The following is a 14809-nucleotide window of genomic DNA, read 5'->3' on the forward strand; positions in this document are numbered from 1 at the left end:
ACTGCCCCGAGGATCCCATGACCCGCCTGACCCCCCGAAGCCTTGCCTTGGCCATCAGCGCCGCGACCGTCGGCCCTGCCTTGGCCCAGGACGCCGCCCCCATCCTGCTGGACGAGATCGTCATCACCGCGTCCGGCTTTGCCCAATCCATCGCCGACGCACCCGCCAGCATCACCGTCCTGTCGGGCGACGAATTGCGCCGCCGCAACGTCACCAGCCTGTCCGACGCGCTGCGCGATGTGCAGGGCGTGGCCACGACCGGCATCGCCAATGAACAGGACATCACCATCCGCGGCCTGCCGGGCCAATACACGCTGATCCTGGTGGACGGCGTGCGCCAAGGCACGCGGCAGTCCCGCACCAATGGCGACGCGGGATACGAACAGAGCTTCATCCCCCCCGTCGCCGCGATCGAGCGCATCGAGGTCGTGCGCGGTCCGATGTCGTCGCTCTATGGGTCGGACGCGATGGGCGGGGTGATCAACATCATCACCCGCCCGGTGCCCGCCCGGTGGGGCGGCAGCGTCTCGGCCGAGGTGACGGTGCCGCAGCGCGACCGCGACGGCGGCACGCGGCAGCTGTCCTTTTCCGCGGGCGGGCCGGTCGTGGCGGATGTTCTGGGCCTGCAGGTCTGGGGCCGCAGCCTGCAGCGCAGCGAGGCGCGGGTCATCGACGGCGCGCGCGACCGCGACCTGACCGACATCGCCGGGCGCCTGACCTGGACCGCCGCCCCCGGCCATGACATCCGGCTGGAGGGCGGGCGCACCCGGATCGAGGATCTGGGCCGCGTGGGCCGCACCATCCCCGCCGTCGATTTCCGCGGCACCCCCCAGAATGACAGCCTGCAGACGCATGACCGTAACCATCGCCGGCTGAGCTATGGCGGGACCTGGGGCGATCTGCGCGCCGACCTGTCCGTCCAGCGCGAGACCGGCACCCGCCGCACCGCGTCGGGCAATGGCGCGGTGGGCCTGTCGCCCGCCGACCGCGCGCCCGAGGTGCGCAACACCGTCTATGACGCCAAGCTGACCGCGCCGCTGTCCTGGCGCGGCAGCCATGTCGTGACCTTCGGCGGCCAGATCGACCGGGCGCGGGTGCGCGACCAGAATCCCGGGCTGGGCGACGGGGCGGTCCATGATTTCGGCACGCGCCAATCGGCGATCTTTGCCGAGGACGAATGGCGCATCACCCCCGACCTGGCCCTGACCCTGGGCGCCCGCGCGATCGAGCATCGCGAATTCGGCCGCCATGTCACCCCGCGCGCCTATGCCGTCTGGCAGGCCGGCCCGTCGCTGACGGTCAAGGGCGGGGTCTCGACCGGGTTCCGGGCGCCGGATGTGCGCGCGATCGTGCCCGGCTATTTCTACACGACCGAGCGGGGGGCGGGGGTGATCGTCTCCAATCCCGGCCTCAGCCCCGAGGAAAGCACCAGCTATGAGCTGGCCGTCCTGCACGAGGGGGGCGCCGTCAGCCTGGGCGCGACGCTGTTCCGCACCGATTTCCGCGACCGGATCGAAAGCTTCAAGACCGATGACCGGATCACGGTCGGCGGCCAGGGCTTCAACCGGTGGGATTGGCGCAATATCGGCCGCGCCCGCCTGCAGGGGGTCGAGCTGACCGCCGATTGGGATGCGGGCGCGGACGTGACCCTGCGCGCCGCCTACAGCCTGGTGGATTCCGAACAGCGCAGCGGCGCGCTGTCGGGCCTGCCGCTGACCCGGACGCCGCGCCACACGGCCAGCCTGACCGCCGACTGGATCACCCCGGTGGACGGGCTGGAGGCCTGGGGCCGCGTCACCTATCACGGGCGCGAGATCGCGGCCGGGGCGCGGGTCGGCACGAACGGGCGGCCCTATGCCACGGACGAGACGGGGGCGGTCATCGCCTATGAATACGGATCGGCCCTGACCGCCGATCTGGGCGCGTCCTGGCAGGTGGCGCCGTCGGTCACGCTGAACGGCGCGATCCACAACATCCTGGACCGCGACATCACGATGGAGGCGAACAACACCGTGGGCCAAGGCCGCAGCCTGTGGCTGGGCCTGTCCACGGATTTCTGAAGGGCCGCCGGCCGGGCGGCGTCAGAGGATGAAATCCGTCGCCATCAGCATCAGCCGCCCGGACATCTCGAACCCGAAATCGGCCTGACGGTCACCGTCCTGATCGGCCAGCACGATGGTTTTATTGCCCGATTGCAGGAACCGCAGCTGCCCCGCATCGCCGGTGAAGGCGCGGGTGCCCAGGAAGGAAAAGGCCTGGTCGCCCGCCAGTCGCAGATCGGCGTCGATCGCGGACAGGTCGATCCGGTCGCCTTGCCCACGATTGAAATCGGTGATCAGGTCGCGCTGGCTCGCACCGGGGCGGCTATCGGCGGCGGAAAGCTTTATTTCATCAATCACGTGAGGGATTCATTCCGAGTCTTTAGGCTCCAGACTCATTAAGTTTCACAGCCAGAACAAGACGGTTGCGGCGAGCATGATCGCTGAGAAGAACGTTTCCGGGCAGCGGTCATAACGGGTTGCGACGCGCCTCCAGTCCTTCAGACGTCCGAACATGATTTCGATGCGGTTACGCCTTTTGTAACGCCGCTTGTCGTATTTGACGACCTTCTTGCGGGACCTCCGTCCGGGGATGCAAACCTTTATCCCCTTGTCTTTCAAAGCGTCTCTGAACCAGTCAGCGTCGTAGCCCCTGTCGGCCAGAGGCCACTCAGCCTTCGGCAGGCTGCCCAGCAGCGCCGCCGCGCCGGTGTAATCGCTAACCTGGCCGGCCGACATGAAGAACCCGATCGGCCGCCCCTTCGCATCGGCGACAGCGTGCAACTTGGTGTTCATACCGCCTTTGGTGCGCCCGATCTGGCGCCCGCGCCCCCCTTTTTCACCCCAAGGCTCGAGGCCGTGCGGTGTGCCGTGAGATAGGTCGCGTCATTCATGATCGTCTTGTGCTCGGCGCTCTCGGCGGCAAGGCCGACCATGATCCGGGCAAAAACCCCGTTATCGCTCCAGCGCTTCCAGCGGTTGTAGAGGGTTTTGGCCGGGCCGTATTCCTTCGGCGCGTCACACCACCGCAACCCATTACGATTGATGAAAATTATGCCGCTGAGGACGCGACGATCATCGACCCGGGGCTTGCCATGGCTCTTGGGAAAGAACGGTTTCAGACGCTCCATTTGGGCGTCGCTCAGCCAGTAAAGATCACTCATCGATCAGGTCTCCTTGAGGAGCCTGAATCATGCAAAGACCGTAAGATCAATGGGTCTGGAGCCTAGAAAGATATATTGCGAATTGCGCAGCCTTATCAAAACTTTTTACCGGGCAAAGTAGCAGGAATAGTGGAATACCCGAATGGGCTGATAATGAGGAATTAACTGAATATTCCCGCGCGTGGATCCTTGCGCATGAAAAGCATCTGCCGGGTCAGCCCGGCCGGTGCGCGCCCAGGAACGGCCCCTCGCCCGCGGCGTCGATGCGGGCCAAGGCGTCGGCGATGGGCTCCAACGTGACGGACATGGTCCATGCGGTGGCATGGATCATGACCTGCGGTGACACGGCCATCGCGACATGGCCGGGCCAGAACAGCAGGTCGCCGCGGTCGATGGCGGGGCTTTCTGGAAAGGCCTGGCGCTGCAGGTCGCTGTCGCCCGGACAGGCGATCCCGCAGGCCCCCAGGGCGGCCTGGACCAGCCCCGAACAGTCGATCCCCCACCGGCTGTTGCCGCCCCACAGATAGGGGGTGCCCAGCAGCGAACGCGCCACCGCGACCGGATCGGTCGCCGGGTCCTGACCGACATGGCCGATCGGGACGAAGCCGCCGGTGGCCAGGCGCAGGAACCGGCCCTCGGGCCCGGCGCCGGCCAGTTCGGCACCCATGGACAGGGACATCACCTCGCGCGTCTTCATGTCGGGGCGGGGATAGACATGGGTGGCGGGGGCCGTCACCCGATGCGTGGGCGCGGGATCCGCGGGCCCGATCGCCGCCCGGTCCAGCCAGCCGCAATAGCCGTCGCGATCCGCGCGGACAAAGCTGTGATCGCCGCGATCCTCGATCACCGTCAGGGGCGCGCCGAAATTCACCTGGCGGTCCCGCGCGCCGCCGGGATCGCTGCAGAGGTCGGCCAAGGGCCGGACCAGCCGCGCCGGGCGGCCCGCCGTCCAGGCGGGGCGGTCCAGCAGGCCGCGCAGATCCTCCAGCGCGACGCGGTCGGTGGCGGGGGTCAGGCGCCGATCCATCTGCGGGGGTGCCATCAGCGGCCGGTCAGCTGGGGCAGGGCGGCCATGATCGCGCGGGCGGCCTGGCCCACGCCCCCCTTGGGGCGGCCGGGCGCGGCGGCGGGCTGCCAGCCATAGATGTCGAAATGCGCGTAGCGCCCGGCGCCTTCGGCAAAGCGGCGCAGGAACAGGGCGGCGGTGATCGACCCCGCCATCCCGCCCGAGGGCGCGTTGTCCAGATCGGCGATGCCCGGTTCGATCATCGCCTCGTAGGGGTCCCAGAAGGGCATGCGCCAGACCGGGTCCGCGACCCGCATCCCCGCCGCCTGGATCGCCTGCGCCGCCGCGTCGTCATCGCAGTAGAAAGGCGGCAGGTCCGGCCCGAGCGCCACCCGCGCGGCCCCGGTCAGCGTGGCCAGGCTGATCATCAGGTCGGGCTGTTCCTCGGCCGCATAGGCCATCGCATCGGCCAAGACCAGGCGACCCTCGGCATCGGTGTTGTTCACCTCGACCGACAGGCCCTTGCGGCTGGCCAGCACGTCGCCCGGGCGCATGGCATTGCCCGCGACGCTGTTCTCGACCGCCGGGATCAGCACGCGCAGCCGCAGCCCCGCCGCATCGCCGCTGCGGGCCAGCATCTGCAGCAGGCCGAGCGCGGTGGCGGCCCCGCCCATGTCCTTCTTCATCAGCCCCATCGAGCCGCCGGGCTTCAGGTTCAGCCCGCCCGTGTCGAAGCAGACCCCCTTGCCGACGATGGTGACCATCGGACCCTCATCCCCGAGGCGGATGTCGATCAGCCGCGGATCGCTGGCCGCGGCGCGCCCGACCGCGTGGATCAGGGGAAAGTTCTGCTTCAGCAGCGCGGCGCCGCAGATCACCTCGACCTTGGCGCCGACCTCGTTGGCCAGGGCGCGGGCCGCGGCCTCCAGCTTGTCGGGGCCGAGGTCGCTGGCGGGGGTGTTGATCAGGTCGCGCGTGGTGAATTCGCCCTTGGCGATGGCCAGGCCGCGGTCGGCATCCACGCCCTCGGGGCAGACCAGCCGGGCCGAGGGGCCGGGCGTGCCCTTGTAGCGGGTGAAGCGGTACTGGCCCAGCAGCCAGCCGAGCGCGGCCTCGTCGGGGTCGAGGCCTTGGGGCAGGGCGGCCAGGTGCCAGTCGCCCGCGGGCAGGGATTGGGCGCGGGCCAGGGCGAAGCGGTCGCGCCCGGCGCGCGCCCGGTCGCCCAGGCCCAGGATCGCGCCGCGCAGCGCGCCGTCGGCACCGGGCAGCAGGCAGATCTGGCCCGCCTGCGCCTTGAAGCCCGCCGCCGCGGGCCAAGGTCCGGCATCCGGGGGCAACGGGTCGTCGGACCAGACCGCCCAGAGCGGCAGGGTCGCGTCGGAGGCGGGGGCGAATTCGGGCGTCATGGCATGTCCTTCGGCTTGACGGGGGCCGGCCGGGCGGCCCCGCGGATCGCCCGCCACCCTACTACACCTTGCACGGGCTGCAACCCGGCGGGCCGAAGCCGCGTCCGTCTGGTCAGGCCAGCGCCGTGCGGTCCCAGATCGCCGTCAGCGACCGGTTGCCCACCCGCAGCAGCCGCGCCCGGATCGCGGCCAGCGCCGCCATGTCGCCGCGTTCGGCGATGCTGCCCAGATCCATCGCCACCCCCGCCAGCGACAAAAGCCCGATCTGCCAGGCCAGCCGCGACATGCGTTCGGCATGGGCCACGGCCTCGGCCATGCGCCCGTCCTGCAGGGCGGCATCGACCGATGCCAAGGCCGATGCCAGCTGTTCCAGGGCCAGCCCGATCACATGCTGGGCCGCCGTCTCGCCCAGCTCCGCCACGATTTCCGCCACGCGGCGGCTGTCCACCCGGACATGCTCTGATATGGCCAAGGCCGCGATATGTGCCATCCGCACCTCCGAAGGGAACTGTCCCCGCACCGGCCGACCATGACCCGCAGCGGTGAAGAAACCCTTGAGACGGGCGGCAGAAAAGGCTCGAATTTGTCTCAATCCCGGCCTATCACCCGGTCAGAAAGCGAGGTTTCCGGATGCAGACCCTGTCCCCTTTGCCGCAATACCTGACCAAGCGCTATCACGGCTGGAAGGCCACGTCCTATGCCGAGAACAGCAGCTGGTTCCGCCGCCTGGCGAACGAGGGCCAGCGCCCGCGGGCCATGGTGATTTCATGCTGCGATTCGCGCGTCCATGTGACCAGCATCTTCGGCGCCGATTCGGGCGAGTTCTTCATCCATCGCAACATCGCCAACCTGGTGCCGCCCTATGCGCCCGACGGGCTGCAGCACGGCACCTCGGCCGCGATCGAATATGCGGTCCAGGCGCTGAAGGTCGCGCATCTGATCGTGGTGGGTCATACCCGCTGCGGCGGCGTGGCGGGGTGCCATGCCATGTGTTCCGGCGCCGCCCCCGAGCTGGAGGAGAAGACCAGCTTCGTCGGGCGCTGGATGGACATCCTGCGGCCCGGCTATGACCGGGTGAAGGACCTGCCGGCCGAGGATCAGGTCGCCGCGCTGGAACGCGAGGCGGTGCTGGTCTCGATCGAGAACCTGATGACCTTTCCCTTCGTCAGGGCGGCCGTCGAATCGGGGGAATTGTCGCTGCATGCGCTGGTCAACGACATCGCCGAGGGCACGCTGCTGCAGGCCGAGGAGGGGGGGCGGCGCTGGGTCCAGATCTGAGGGACCCCGCACCGCCCGGGCCGGTCAGCCCTTCTTCAGGACCTTGTTGCCCAGCAGTTCGGCGATCTGCACCGCGTTCAGCGCCGCGCCCTTGCGCAGGTTGTCGCTGACGCACCACAGGTTCAGGCCGTTCTCGACCGTGCCGTCCTGGCGGATGCGGCTGATATAGGTGGCATATTCACCCACGCATTCGACCGGCGTCGTGTAGCCGCCGGGCTCGCGCTTGTCGACGACCATGATGCCCGGCGCCTCGCGCAGGATGTCGCGAGCCTCGTCCTCGTCCAGGAAATCCTCGAATTCGATGTTGATCGATTCCGAATGGCCGACAAAGACCGGCACGCGCACGCAGGTCGCGCTGACCTTGATGGCGGGGTCGACGATCTTCTTGGTCTCGACCACCATCTTCCATTCCTCCTTGGTCGAGCCGTCTTCCATGAAGACGTCGATCTGGGGGATGACGTTGAAGGCGATCTGCTTCTGGAACTTCTTGGCGGGCTTTTCCTGTCCGGGGACATACATGCCCTTGGTCTGGTCCCACAGCTCGTCCATGCCGTCCTTGCCCGCGCCGCTGACCGATTGATAGGTCGAGACAACGACGCGCTTGATGCGCGCGCGGTCATGCAAGGGCTTCAGCGCCACGACCATCTGCGCGGTCGAGCAGTTGGGGTTGGCGATGATGTTCTTCTTGGCATAGCCGTGGATCGCGTCCGGGTTCACCTCCGGCACGATCAGCGGGATGTCGGGGTCGTAGCGATAGAGCGAGGAGTTGTCGATCACCACGCAGCCCGCCGCCGCCGCCTTGGGGGCGTGGATCTTGGTCGCGTCCGATCCGATGGCGAACAGCGCGATGTCCCACCCGGTCCAGTCGAACTGTTCGATATCCTTGATCTTCAGGGTCTTGTCGCCAAAGCTGACCTCGGTCCCCTGGCTGCGGCGCGAGGCCAGGACGGCGATCTCGTCCACGGGGAACTGGCGTTCATCGAGGATGTTCAGCATTTCGCGGCCCACATTGCCCGTGGCGCCGGCGACGACGACTTTGTAACCCATTTCGGGGGGACTCCTTTTTCTGCGGTCCGGGGCGTTTACCGCAAAACCGGCCGCAATGCCAGCCGGGGCGTGCAGGCGCGCGGGTCGGGACCCGCGCGCCCAGGGGTCGCTAGAACCGCAGGCCCAGGCCCGCGCCCAGGGTCGCCTGCGATCCGGCGTCATGGCCCACGCGGCTGTCCAGCGTCACCCAGGCCTGGGCCTGGTCCGACAGGGCGGTGCTGACCGCCAGGCCGATGCGGGCGAAGCTGCGGTCCTGGCCCGCCAGCGACACGCGGCGCGCGGTCCCGCCGCTGTCGGTCACGTCGATGCGCGAGGGCGCGCCCTCGGCCAGGTCATGGACCAGGCTGCCCTGCGCCGACAGGGCCAGGTCGCGGCCCGCGGCGGCCAGGGTGGTGCCGATGCGGGCGCCCAGCTGGACCTCGAAGCTTTCGATCGCCTGGCCGGCATAGCCGATGGCTGTGCGGGCATCGCCCGTCTCGCCGAAGCCTGAGATCCGGGTGCGGCTGTAATCCAGCCCCGCCACCGGGCCCCAGGTCACGCCCGGCGCCAGGTCCATGTCGCGGCCCGCCTGGACGCGCGCGCCCAAGGTATAGGCGTTGGTGGACCAGTCCAGGTCGCTCTGGGCGATGACCGCCCCCAGCCCGGAGACCAGGGCGAAGTCGCGCGTGCCCGACAGGTCCGACTTGCCCCAGCTGACCGCGCCGGTCACCCAGTCCTGGCCCATGCGCCAGGCCGCGTCGGCGGACAGCTGATAGCCGGTCGCCTCGATATCGCCGTCGCGCAGCCGGTCGCCGCTGCGGGCATAGGCCAGGCTGGTGCCGACCGACAGGCCGTCCATCAGCCCATAGGCCCCGCCGACCCGCGCCATCAGCGCGGCCCCGCCATTGCGGTCGAAGGTGCCGCTGCTGTCGGGGGTCAGCAGGCCCTGGACCGCCACGTCGGATACGATCCGGCCCATCGGCAGGTCGGCATCCAGCCGGTCGCGCGCGGCGCGCATCGACAGGGCGGACAGGTCGGCATCCTGGCGCAGCGCCAGATCGGCGATCTGGGCGGCGGTCAGGCCCGCGTCGCGGGCGCTGGCGATCAGGTCTGCGCCGGTCTCCTCGGCCAGCAGGCGGGTCAGGATGCGGGCATAGTCGCGGGTGCGCTGCTCGAACCGCTCCTCGCCCAGGGCCTCGCGCAGGAAGTCCCAGCTGTCCAGCTCGGCATCGTGCCAGGTGCGGCCGCCGGGGATGGCGGGATTGGTGGTCTGGTCATAGCCGTCCAGGTCGCCGATCTCCCAGTTGGTGGCCTCCAGCCACAGGATCGGGATGTCGAACTGTTCGAAGACCGCCGCATCCGAACAGCAGCCCGTCAGGATCGGATAGGCCGGGTTCAGGCCGGGATTGCTGCGCAGGTCGATGCCCAGCTCGCGCGCGATCTCATGCGCGCGGTTGCGCAGGGACAGCAGGTCGGAATTGTCCAGATAGTTCACGCCGGCATGGCCATACATGAAATCGCCGGTGATCAGGCTGTCGATGTTGATCATGCCCGCCAGATTGGCGCGCTGCGCGTCGGTCAGGTTGTCGACATAGTGCTTTGCGCCTTGGAGGCTGCGCCTTCCCCCATCGCCTGGCGTGGACACGAACTCTTCGGCACCGAACGCCACGAACTCCAGGCCCGTCTGGGTCTGCAACCCGGACATATGGGCGGCCAGTTCGGTAAGGACGCCTGCACCCGAGGCGTTGTCATCCACCCCCTGGAGGTCGGGCGAGGTACCTGCCGTGTCGAAATGTGCGCCCACGACCAAGGTGCGCCCGTCAACGCCCGGCAAGGAGACGACCAAATTCTGCGATGGTCCGACGCCTGCATTGAAGTCCTGCACGCGGACCGCGCCCGCCCGCGACAGGCGGTCGGCCATGTAGTCGGATGCCGCGAAGAAGGTGGTGCCGGTCTCGGGGGCGCCGGTGAAGCGGCCCGGATAGCTGAGCGCCAGATCGCGCATGGTCTGATAGCCGTATTGGCCGAAATCCTGCGCCGCCGCGGGGGCGGCGATCAGCGCGGTCGTGGCCAGGATGGCGCGTAAGGTGGTCATCGGGTTCTCCCTCGTTTCTGCTTGGTGTCCCGTTTTCGGGAAGCCGTCAGGATTGCAGATCGTGCAGGGCACGCAAGCCCCGATCAGCGGATCAGGCGCAGCCGGGCATCCTGTCGCAGCAGGTCGGCGACCCAATCGCCCTCGGCTGCGAAATCATGCGGCACCTGGGCGGCGCCGCGCCCGCCCGACAGCGACAGGCTGGCAAAGAAATCGAACCCGTAGAGCGTCAGCGAGGCCAGATCCGCCCGCAGGCAGAGCTCGATCATCATCGCCCCCGTGGTGGGCGGTGCCCCCAGCCTGTCGCGCAGGGCGGTGATGTCGTCCAAGGGATGCAGATAGAAGCCCGGGCTGCGCGCGGTGGTCCAGTCCAGCCGCTTGCGCTTGGGCGACATCCACAGGATGCGCCCGGGGGCCAGACGCGCGCGGTCCGCATCGGGCAGGCGGGTGGCCAAGGCCAGCCAGTCGGTGCGGCGGCCATGGCTGCGCGGCGCGGGCATGGGCGCGCGGTTGATGCGGATCACCCGGTCGGCGGCGTCGATCGCCGCGCCGTGATCGCCTTGGGCCAGCGCGCGGGCATTGCCGATCAGCGCGACATGGCACCCGGCCAGGTCGGCCAGCAGCGCGGGCTGGTCGACGGACAGGGCGGCCAGCGGGCTCTCGCGCCGCATCAGCCGCGCGGCCAGAAAGGCCAGCCGGGTCACAGCAGCGACCGATAGACGGCGGTGATGGCGCGGGCCTCGGCCTCGATGGCGTGGTTGGCCGTGACATGGTCGCGCGCGGCGCGGCCCGCGGCGGCGCGGCCCGCATCGTCGTCCAGCCAGCGCGCCAAGGCGGCGGTCAGGGCGGGCGCGTCGTCGCGCGGCACCAGGCTGCCGGTGTCGCCCTCCAGGATCAGCGATTCATAGGCGCCGACGCGGGCGGCCACGGTGGGGACGGCACAGGCGGCGGCCTCCAGGGGCGTCAGGCCGAAGCCCTCCCACCGGGCGGGGGCGGCGAAGAGGTTCAGCGCCTGGTAATGAGCGACCAGCCGGTCCCAAGGCAGCTCGCCCAGAAAGCGGATGCGGTCCTGCAGGCCGGCGGCGCGGATGCGCGCCTGCAATTCGTCGGCGAAGGCGCGGTTGTCGGCGGTGATGCGGCCGGTGAAGATGATCTGGGCGCGCGGGCGGTCGGGCAGCAGCGCCAGCCCCGCCTCGACCAGCAGATCGACCCCTTTCTGCGCGCGCACCCGCCCGAAGCAGCCGATCAGCACCGCCTCCGGGTCCAGCCCCAGTTCGGCGCGCAGGGCTGCGCGGTCGGGGGCGGGGCGGAAGACCGTCGTGTCGACCCCGTGCAGGATCACCGTGGCGGGCCGTTCCAGATAGCCCGCCGCCTGGGGCGATGTCGCGATCAGCGCGTCCTGCCGGCGGATCAGCCAGCGGGTGAAGCCGGTATGGCGCCGCTGCGCCGCCGATGTGAACAGCAGCCGGTATCGCCGCCGCAGCAGGCCGCGCAGGATCAGGCCCAGGGCCATCTCGGTGTTGCGCCGCGCGTGCCAGACGCGCCAGCGGTCGCGCGGCATCAGGGCGGCGCGCCACAGCGGGATGTGCGGGATGCCCGGCGGCAGGCCGGGGCCGGTCGCGCGGATGTCGATCATCCCCGCCTGGACCGGGATCAGCCGCAGCACGGTGGCCGTCACCCCCGACAGGCGGCGCTTGAGGTTGGGGGCCACGACCAGGGGCGCGGCGGCGGGGCGGTCAGTCACGGGATGCCTCGGGGGTCAGCAGGTAAAGCAGCGTCCCCACCGCCAAGGGCAGCAGGAAGAACAGCCACAGCATAGCGAAGGCCTGGGCCGGGGCATAGGCGGCTTCGGCGGCGGCATAGACCGGGCGCGAGGCGAACTGCATCACCCCCACCCCGCCGATCGAGAACATGTTGAGGAATGTCACCCCCCGCCCCACCAGATGCGGCGGCAGAAAGGACCGCCCATGCGCCATCAGCAGCGGATAGGCCGATCCGAAGAAGCCCAGCACCACCAGCAGTCCGGTGACCGCCGCCAAGGGCAGGGCGGGCGCCAGGATCATCACCAGCAGCGTGACCACCATCACCGCCGAGAAGACCAGCGCCGCGCGGCGCGCGCTGCCGGCCAGCCGGGCGGCGGGGCCGACGGCAAAGCTGCCCGCGACCATGGCCAGCCCCATGGCCAGCGTCACCCGCCCGATCTGGACCGCATCCGCGCCATGCACCTGTTCCAGCCATGGCGCCGCCCACAGCCCCCGGATCGCCCCCGTCACCGCATAGTTCACCGCGAACAGCGGCAGGATGAACCACAGCGCGCGCAGCCGCAGGATCTGGCCGATCGAGCCTTGGGGATGGTCGTCCCCCAAACGCGCCGGATCGCGCACGAAGGCCAGGACCAGCGCCGCCACCGCCAAGGTCAGCACCGCCAGCCCCCAGAGCGTCTCGCGCCAGCCCGCGGCCTCGATCACCCAGACCAGGGGCGATGCGCCCAGGATGTTGCCCAGGGACCCGAACCCGACCAGCAGCCCCGCCAGCATCCCGAAGGAGGCGGGCGGATAATCCCGCGCAAAGATGAAATAGGGCCCCATCAGCGCCGGCGAGCAGCCGATGCCCAAGGCCGTCATCGCCAGATGCAAGTGCCACGGCGCATCGGCCAGCGCAAAGATCACCGCCCCCCCCGCGCCCCCCACGGCCATCAGCCAAGCCACCGTGCGGCGCGGCCCGATCCGGTCCAGCGCCGCCCCCACCGGCAGCTGCATCAGCGCGAAGGCCACGAACCACAGCCCCGATGACAGCGCCAGATCGCCCGGGCTGGCGCCCAGCTCGGATTGCAGCACCGGCGACATCACCGCCAGGAAGGCGCGATAGAATTGCGACAGCATATAGGCCAGCACGAGGCTGACCAGTCCGGCCGTGAACAGGCGCATGATTTCCTCCGCGGCCCCGCCGGGGGGCGGGGCGTCCTGCCGCCAAGCTGCGGCAGAAGCGCGAAAGCTGCAAGATGTGCAAATCCGCCCGGGGCGGGATCAGCCCTGTTCGGTTTCGGTTTCGGGCCCGGTTTCGGGGGTGTCGCCGTCATCGGCGGGCTGTTCCAGGCCCGGCGGGGTGACGGGCTGGGTGCTGCCGCCCATGGCCTCCAGCCGCTCGATCAGGCGGGCGGCCTCGGGGCCCAGCCTGTCACATGCGGCGGGGTCGTCCAGCTCGTTGAAGGCGGGGCGGAAATATTCCCGGTCGAAGGCCAGCGCGTCCAGGCCCAAGCGCCCGGTCACCGCGTCGGTCGTATCGGTCATCAGCTGCCATTCGGGGTCCGACACGTCGTAATCGGGACATTCCGAGGTGACGACGTTCATCCGCGCCAGGTCCTGCAGCAGGGCGCGCGCCTCGTCGTCGGACAGGGCCGAGACATCCGGCACCGGCACCACCAGCCGGTCGCCCGGCACACCGTTCGCGTCCTGCGCCAGGACCGTCTGCGGCAGCAGGGCCGCCGCCAGGATCATCGTCGTCGTCAAGCTGTTCATCGCCTGCCTCTTCTTCGCCATGTGGCCAGTCGGCGCGAAGGGTGTGTCACAAGCCCCGTCCGCGCAAGGCAAACTGTCGTGAGCGGGGGCCCGCGCTTGACCCCGCGGCAGGCCGGGTCTAGCCAGAGCGGGCACATCCCTTGACCGACCGGAGGAACCATGTCCGACGCCTATTCGCTTCTCATCCTGCCCGGCGACGGGATCGGCCCCGAGGTGATGGCCGAGGTGGTCAAGGTCATCGACTGGTTCGGGGCGAACAGGGGCATGCGGTTCGACGTGGCCCATGACCTGGTGGGCGGGGCGGCCTATGACGCGCATGGCGTGCCGCTGGCCGATGCGACCATGGCGCGGGCGCAGGCGGTGGATGCGGTCCTGCTGGGCGCGGTGGGCGGCCCGAAATACGATGTGCTGGATTTCAGCGTCAAACCCGAACGGGGCCTGCTGCGCCTGCGCAAGGAGATGGACCTGTTCGCCAACCTGCGCCCGGCGCAATGTTTCGACGCCCTGGCCGATTTCTCGTCGCTGAAGCGCGAGGTCGTGGCAGGGCTGGACATCCTGATCGTGCGCGAGCTGACCTCGGGCGTCTATTTCGGCGAGCCGCGCGGCATCCATTCCGACGACAACAACGCCCAGAACGAGGGCGGCCGCGTCGGCATCAACACCCAACGCTATACCAGCGGCGAGGTCCGCCGCGTCGCCCGCGCCGCCTTCGAGCTGGCCCGCGCGCGCGGCAACCGGGTCTGTTCGATGGAAAAGGCCAATGTGATGGAATCGGGCATCCTCTGGCGCGAGGAGGTCCAGTGGGTGCATGACAACGAATATCCCGATGTGGAACTGTCGCATATGTATGCCGACAACGGTGCGATGCAACTGGTGCGCGCGCCGCGCCAGTTCGACGTGATCGTGACGGACAACCTCTTCGGCGACATCCTGTCGGATGCGGCGGCGATGCTGACCGGGTCGCTGGGGATGCTGCCCTCAGCATCCTTGGGCGCGGTGATGCCCAACGGCCGTCCCAAGGCGCTCTATGAGCCCGTGCACGGATCGGCGCCCGACATCGCGGGGCAGGGAAAGGCCAACCCCATCGCCTGCATCCTCAGCTTCGCGATGGCGCTGCGCTATTCCTTCGGCGAGGGCGCGGCGGCAGACCAGCTGGAGGCCGCGGTGGAGCGCGTGCTGGCAGACGGTGTGCGCACCGCCGACCTGATGGGCCCCGAGGGCGGCACTCCGGTCAGCACCGCCCAGATGGGCGATGCGATCATCGCCGCGCTGGGGGCCTGA

At 69.6% G+C, this 14809-nt stretch carries 14 protein-coding genes; 3 read left to right on the forward strand and 11 right to left on the reverse strand.

Going from position 1 to position 14809, the window contains the following annotated elements; genetic code table 11:
- Positions 1-17: 17 nt before the first annotated feature.
- The gene (locus JHW48_RS00620; protein WP_119886422.1) at positions 18-2060 is read left to right on the forward strand and encodes a TonB-dependent receptor domain-containing protein; all 2043 of its coding nucleotides are present in this window, start codon (positions 18-20) and stop codon (positions 2058-2060) included.
- Positions 2061-2081: 21 nt separating this feature from the next.
- Here the strand turns inward: JHW48_RS00620 and JHW48_RS00625 are convergent, their stop codons facing one another.
- The 5 genes from JHW48_RS00625 to JHW48_RS00645 form a co-directional block, all read right to left on the reverse strand.
- The gene (locus JHW48_RS00625) at positions 2082-2399 is read right to left on the reverse strand and encodes a M10 family metallopeptidase C-terminal domain-containing protein (protein ID WP_205961910.1); all 318 of its coding nucleotides are present in this window, start codon (positions 2397-2399) and stop codon (positions 2082-2084) included.
- 45 nt (positions 2400-2444) lie between these two features.
- A protein-coding gene (locus JHW48_RS00630; protein WP_119886420.1) for an IS5-like element ISPaes2 family transposase occupies positions 2445-3202 on the reverse strand; the annotation gives its coding sequence in 2 pieces (ribosomal slippage) (positions 2445-2878 and positions 2878-3202; 759 coding nt in all).
- A gap of 214 nt (positions 3203-3416) precedes the next feature.
- On the reverse strand, positions 3417-4229 hold the full coding sequence (locus JHW48_RS00635; protein ID WP_170152302.1) for a C40 family peptidase: 813 nt from the start codon (positions 4227-4229) through the stop codon (positions 3417-3419).
- A 14-nt stretch (positions 4230-4243) separates the two neighbouring features.
- Positions 4244-5614, reverse strand: a complete 1371-nt coding sequence (locus JHW48_RS00640; protein ID WP_119886418.1) for a leucyl aminopeptidase family protein — start codon at positions 5612-5614, stop codon at positions 4244-4246.
- A 112-nt stretch (positions 5615-5726) separates the two neighbouring features.
- Positions 5727-6104, reverse strand: coding sequence for a hypothetical protein (locus tag JHW48_RS00645; protein ID WP_119886417.1), 378 nt, complete (start codon positions 6102-6104; stop codon positions 5727-5729).
- Between the two features lie 140 nt (positions 6105-6244).
- Between JHW48_RS00645 and JHW48_RS00650 the strand changes: the two genes are divergently transcribed.
- Positions 6245-6892: a carbonic anhydrase gene (locus JHW48_RS00650; protein ID WP_119886416.1), complete on the forward strand. Its 648-nt coding sequence runs from the start codon at positions 6245-6247 to the stop codon at positions 6890-6892.
- 24 nt (positions 6893-6916) lie between these two features.
- On the opposite strand, the gene JHW48_RS00655 is transcribed toward JHW48_RS00650, so the two are convergent.
- The 6 genes from JHW48_RS00655 to JHW48_RS00680 all read right to left on the reverse strand — a co-directional run bounded on the left by JHW48_RS00655 (position 6917) and on the right by JHW48_RS00680 (position 13528).
- Positions 6917-7939: an aspartate-semialdehyde dehydrogenase gene (locus tag JHW48_RS00655; protein ID WP_119886415.1), complete on the reverse strand. Its 1023-nt coding sequence runs from the start codon at positions 7937-7939 to the stop codon at positions 6917-6919.
- Between the two features lie 109 nt (positions 7940-8048).
- On the reverse strand, positions 8049-10013 hold the full coding sequence (locus JHW48_RS00660; RefSeq protein ID WP_119886414.1) for an autotransporter domain-containing protein: 1965 nt from the start codon (positions 10011-10013) through the stop codon (positions 8049-8051).
- An 83-nt stretch (positions 10014-10096) separates the two neighbouring features.
- On the reverse strand, positions 10097-10714 hold the full coding sequence (locus JHW48_RS00665; protein ID WP_119886413.1) for a glycosyltransferase family 29 protein: 618 nt from the start codon (positions 10712-10714) through the stop codon (positions 10097-10099).
- The gene (locus JHW48_RS00670) at positions 10711-11754 is read right to left on the reverse strand and encodes a glycosyltransferase family 4 protein (RefSeq protein WP_119886412.1); all 1044 of its coding nucleotides are present in this window, start codon (positions 11752-11754) and stop codon (positions 10711-10713) included. Before JHW48_RS00670 ends, JHW48_RS00665 begins: the two co-directional genes overlap by 4 nt.
- Entirely contained in the window at positions 11747-12937 is a 1191-nt protein-coding gene (locus JHW48_RS00675) for an MFS transporter (protein ID WP_119886411.1), read from the reverse strand. The genes JHW48_RS00670 and JHW48_RS00675 overlap by 8 nt, the downstream gene beginning before the upstream one ends.
- Positions 12938-13036: 99 nt before the next feature.
- A complete protein-coding gene (locus JHW48_RS00680) occupies positions 13037-13528 on the reverse strand; it encodes a hypothetical protein (protein ID WP_119886410.1) in 492 nt (163 codons plus the stop codon).
- Between the two features lie 159 nt (positions 13529-13687).
- Here JHW48_RS00680 and leuB point away from each other — a divergent pair, with 159 nt between their 5' ends.
- Positions 13688-14809: a 3-isopropylmalate dehydrogenase gene (leuB, locus tag JHW48_RS00685; protein ID WP_119886409.1), complete on the forward strand. Its 1122-nt coding sequence runs from the start codon at positions 13688-13690 to the stop codon at positions 14807-14809.

Source organism: Paracoccus aestuarii (assembly GCF_028553885.1).
GTDB lineage: Bacteria > Pseudomonadota > Alphaproteobacteria > Rhodobacterales > Rhodobacteraceae > Paracoccus > Paracoccus aestuarii.

Bases quoted from the DNA above. Each gene is read 5' to 3' on its own strand.
- JHW48_RS00655 (WP_119886415.1), bottom strand. From the start codon at position 7,939: ATGGGTTACAAAGTCGTCGTCGCCGGCGCCACGGGCAATGTGGGCCGC.
- leuB (WP_119886409.1), top strand. From the start codon at position 13,688: ATGTCCGACGCCTATTCGCTTCTCATCCTGCCCGGCGACGGGATCGGC.
- JHW48_RS00660 (WP_119886414.1), bottom strand. From the start codon at position 10,013: ATGACCACCTTACGCGCCATCCTGGCCACGACCGCGCTGATCGCCGCC.
- JHW48_RS00680 (WP_119886410.1), bottom strand. From the start codon at position 13,528: ATGAACAGCTTGACGACGACGATGATCCTGGCGGCGGCCCTGCTGCCG.
- JHW48_RS00650 (WP_119886416.1), top strand. From the start codon at position 6,245: ATGCAGACCCTGTCCCCTTTGCCGCAATACCTGACCAAGCGCTATCAC.
- JHW48_RS00645 (WP_119886417.1), bottom strand. From the start codon at position 6,104: ATGGCACATATCGCGGCCTTGGCCATATCAGAGCATGTCCGGGTGGAC.
- JHW48_RS00675 (WP_119886411.1), bottom strand. From the start codon at position 12,937: ATGCGCCTGTTCACGGCCGGACTGGTCAGCCTCGTGCTGGCCTATATG.
- JHW48_RS00640 (WP_119886418.1), bottom strand. From the start codon at position 5,614: ATGACGCCCGAATTCGCCCCCGCCTCCGACGCGACCCTGCCGCTCTGG.
- JHW48_RS00620 (WP_119886422.1), top strand. From the start codon at position 18: ATGACCCGCCTGACCCCCCGAAGCCTTGCCTTGGCCATCAGCGCCGCG.
- JHW48_RS00635 (WP_170152302.1), bottom strand. From the start codon at position 4,229: ATGGATCGGCGCCTGACCCCCGCCACCGACCGCGTCGCGCTGGAGGAT.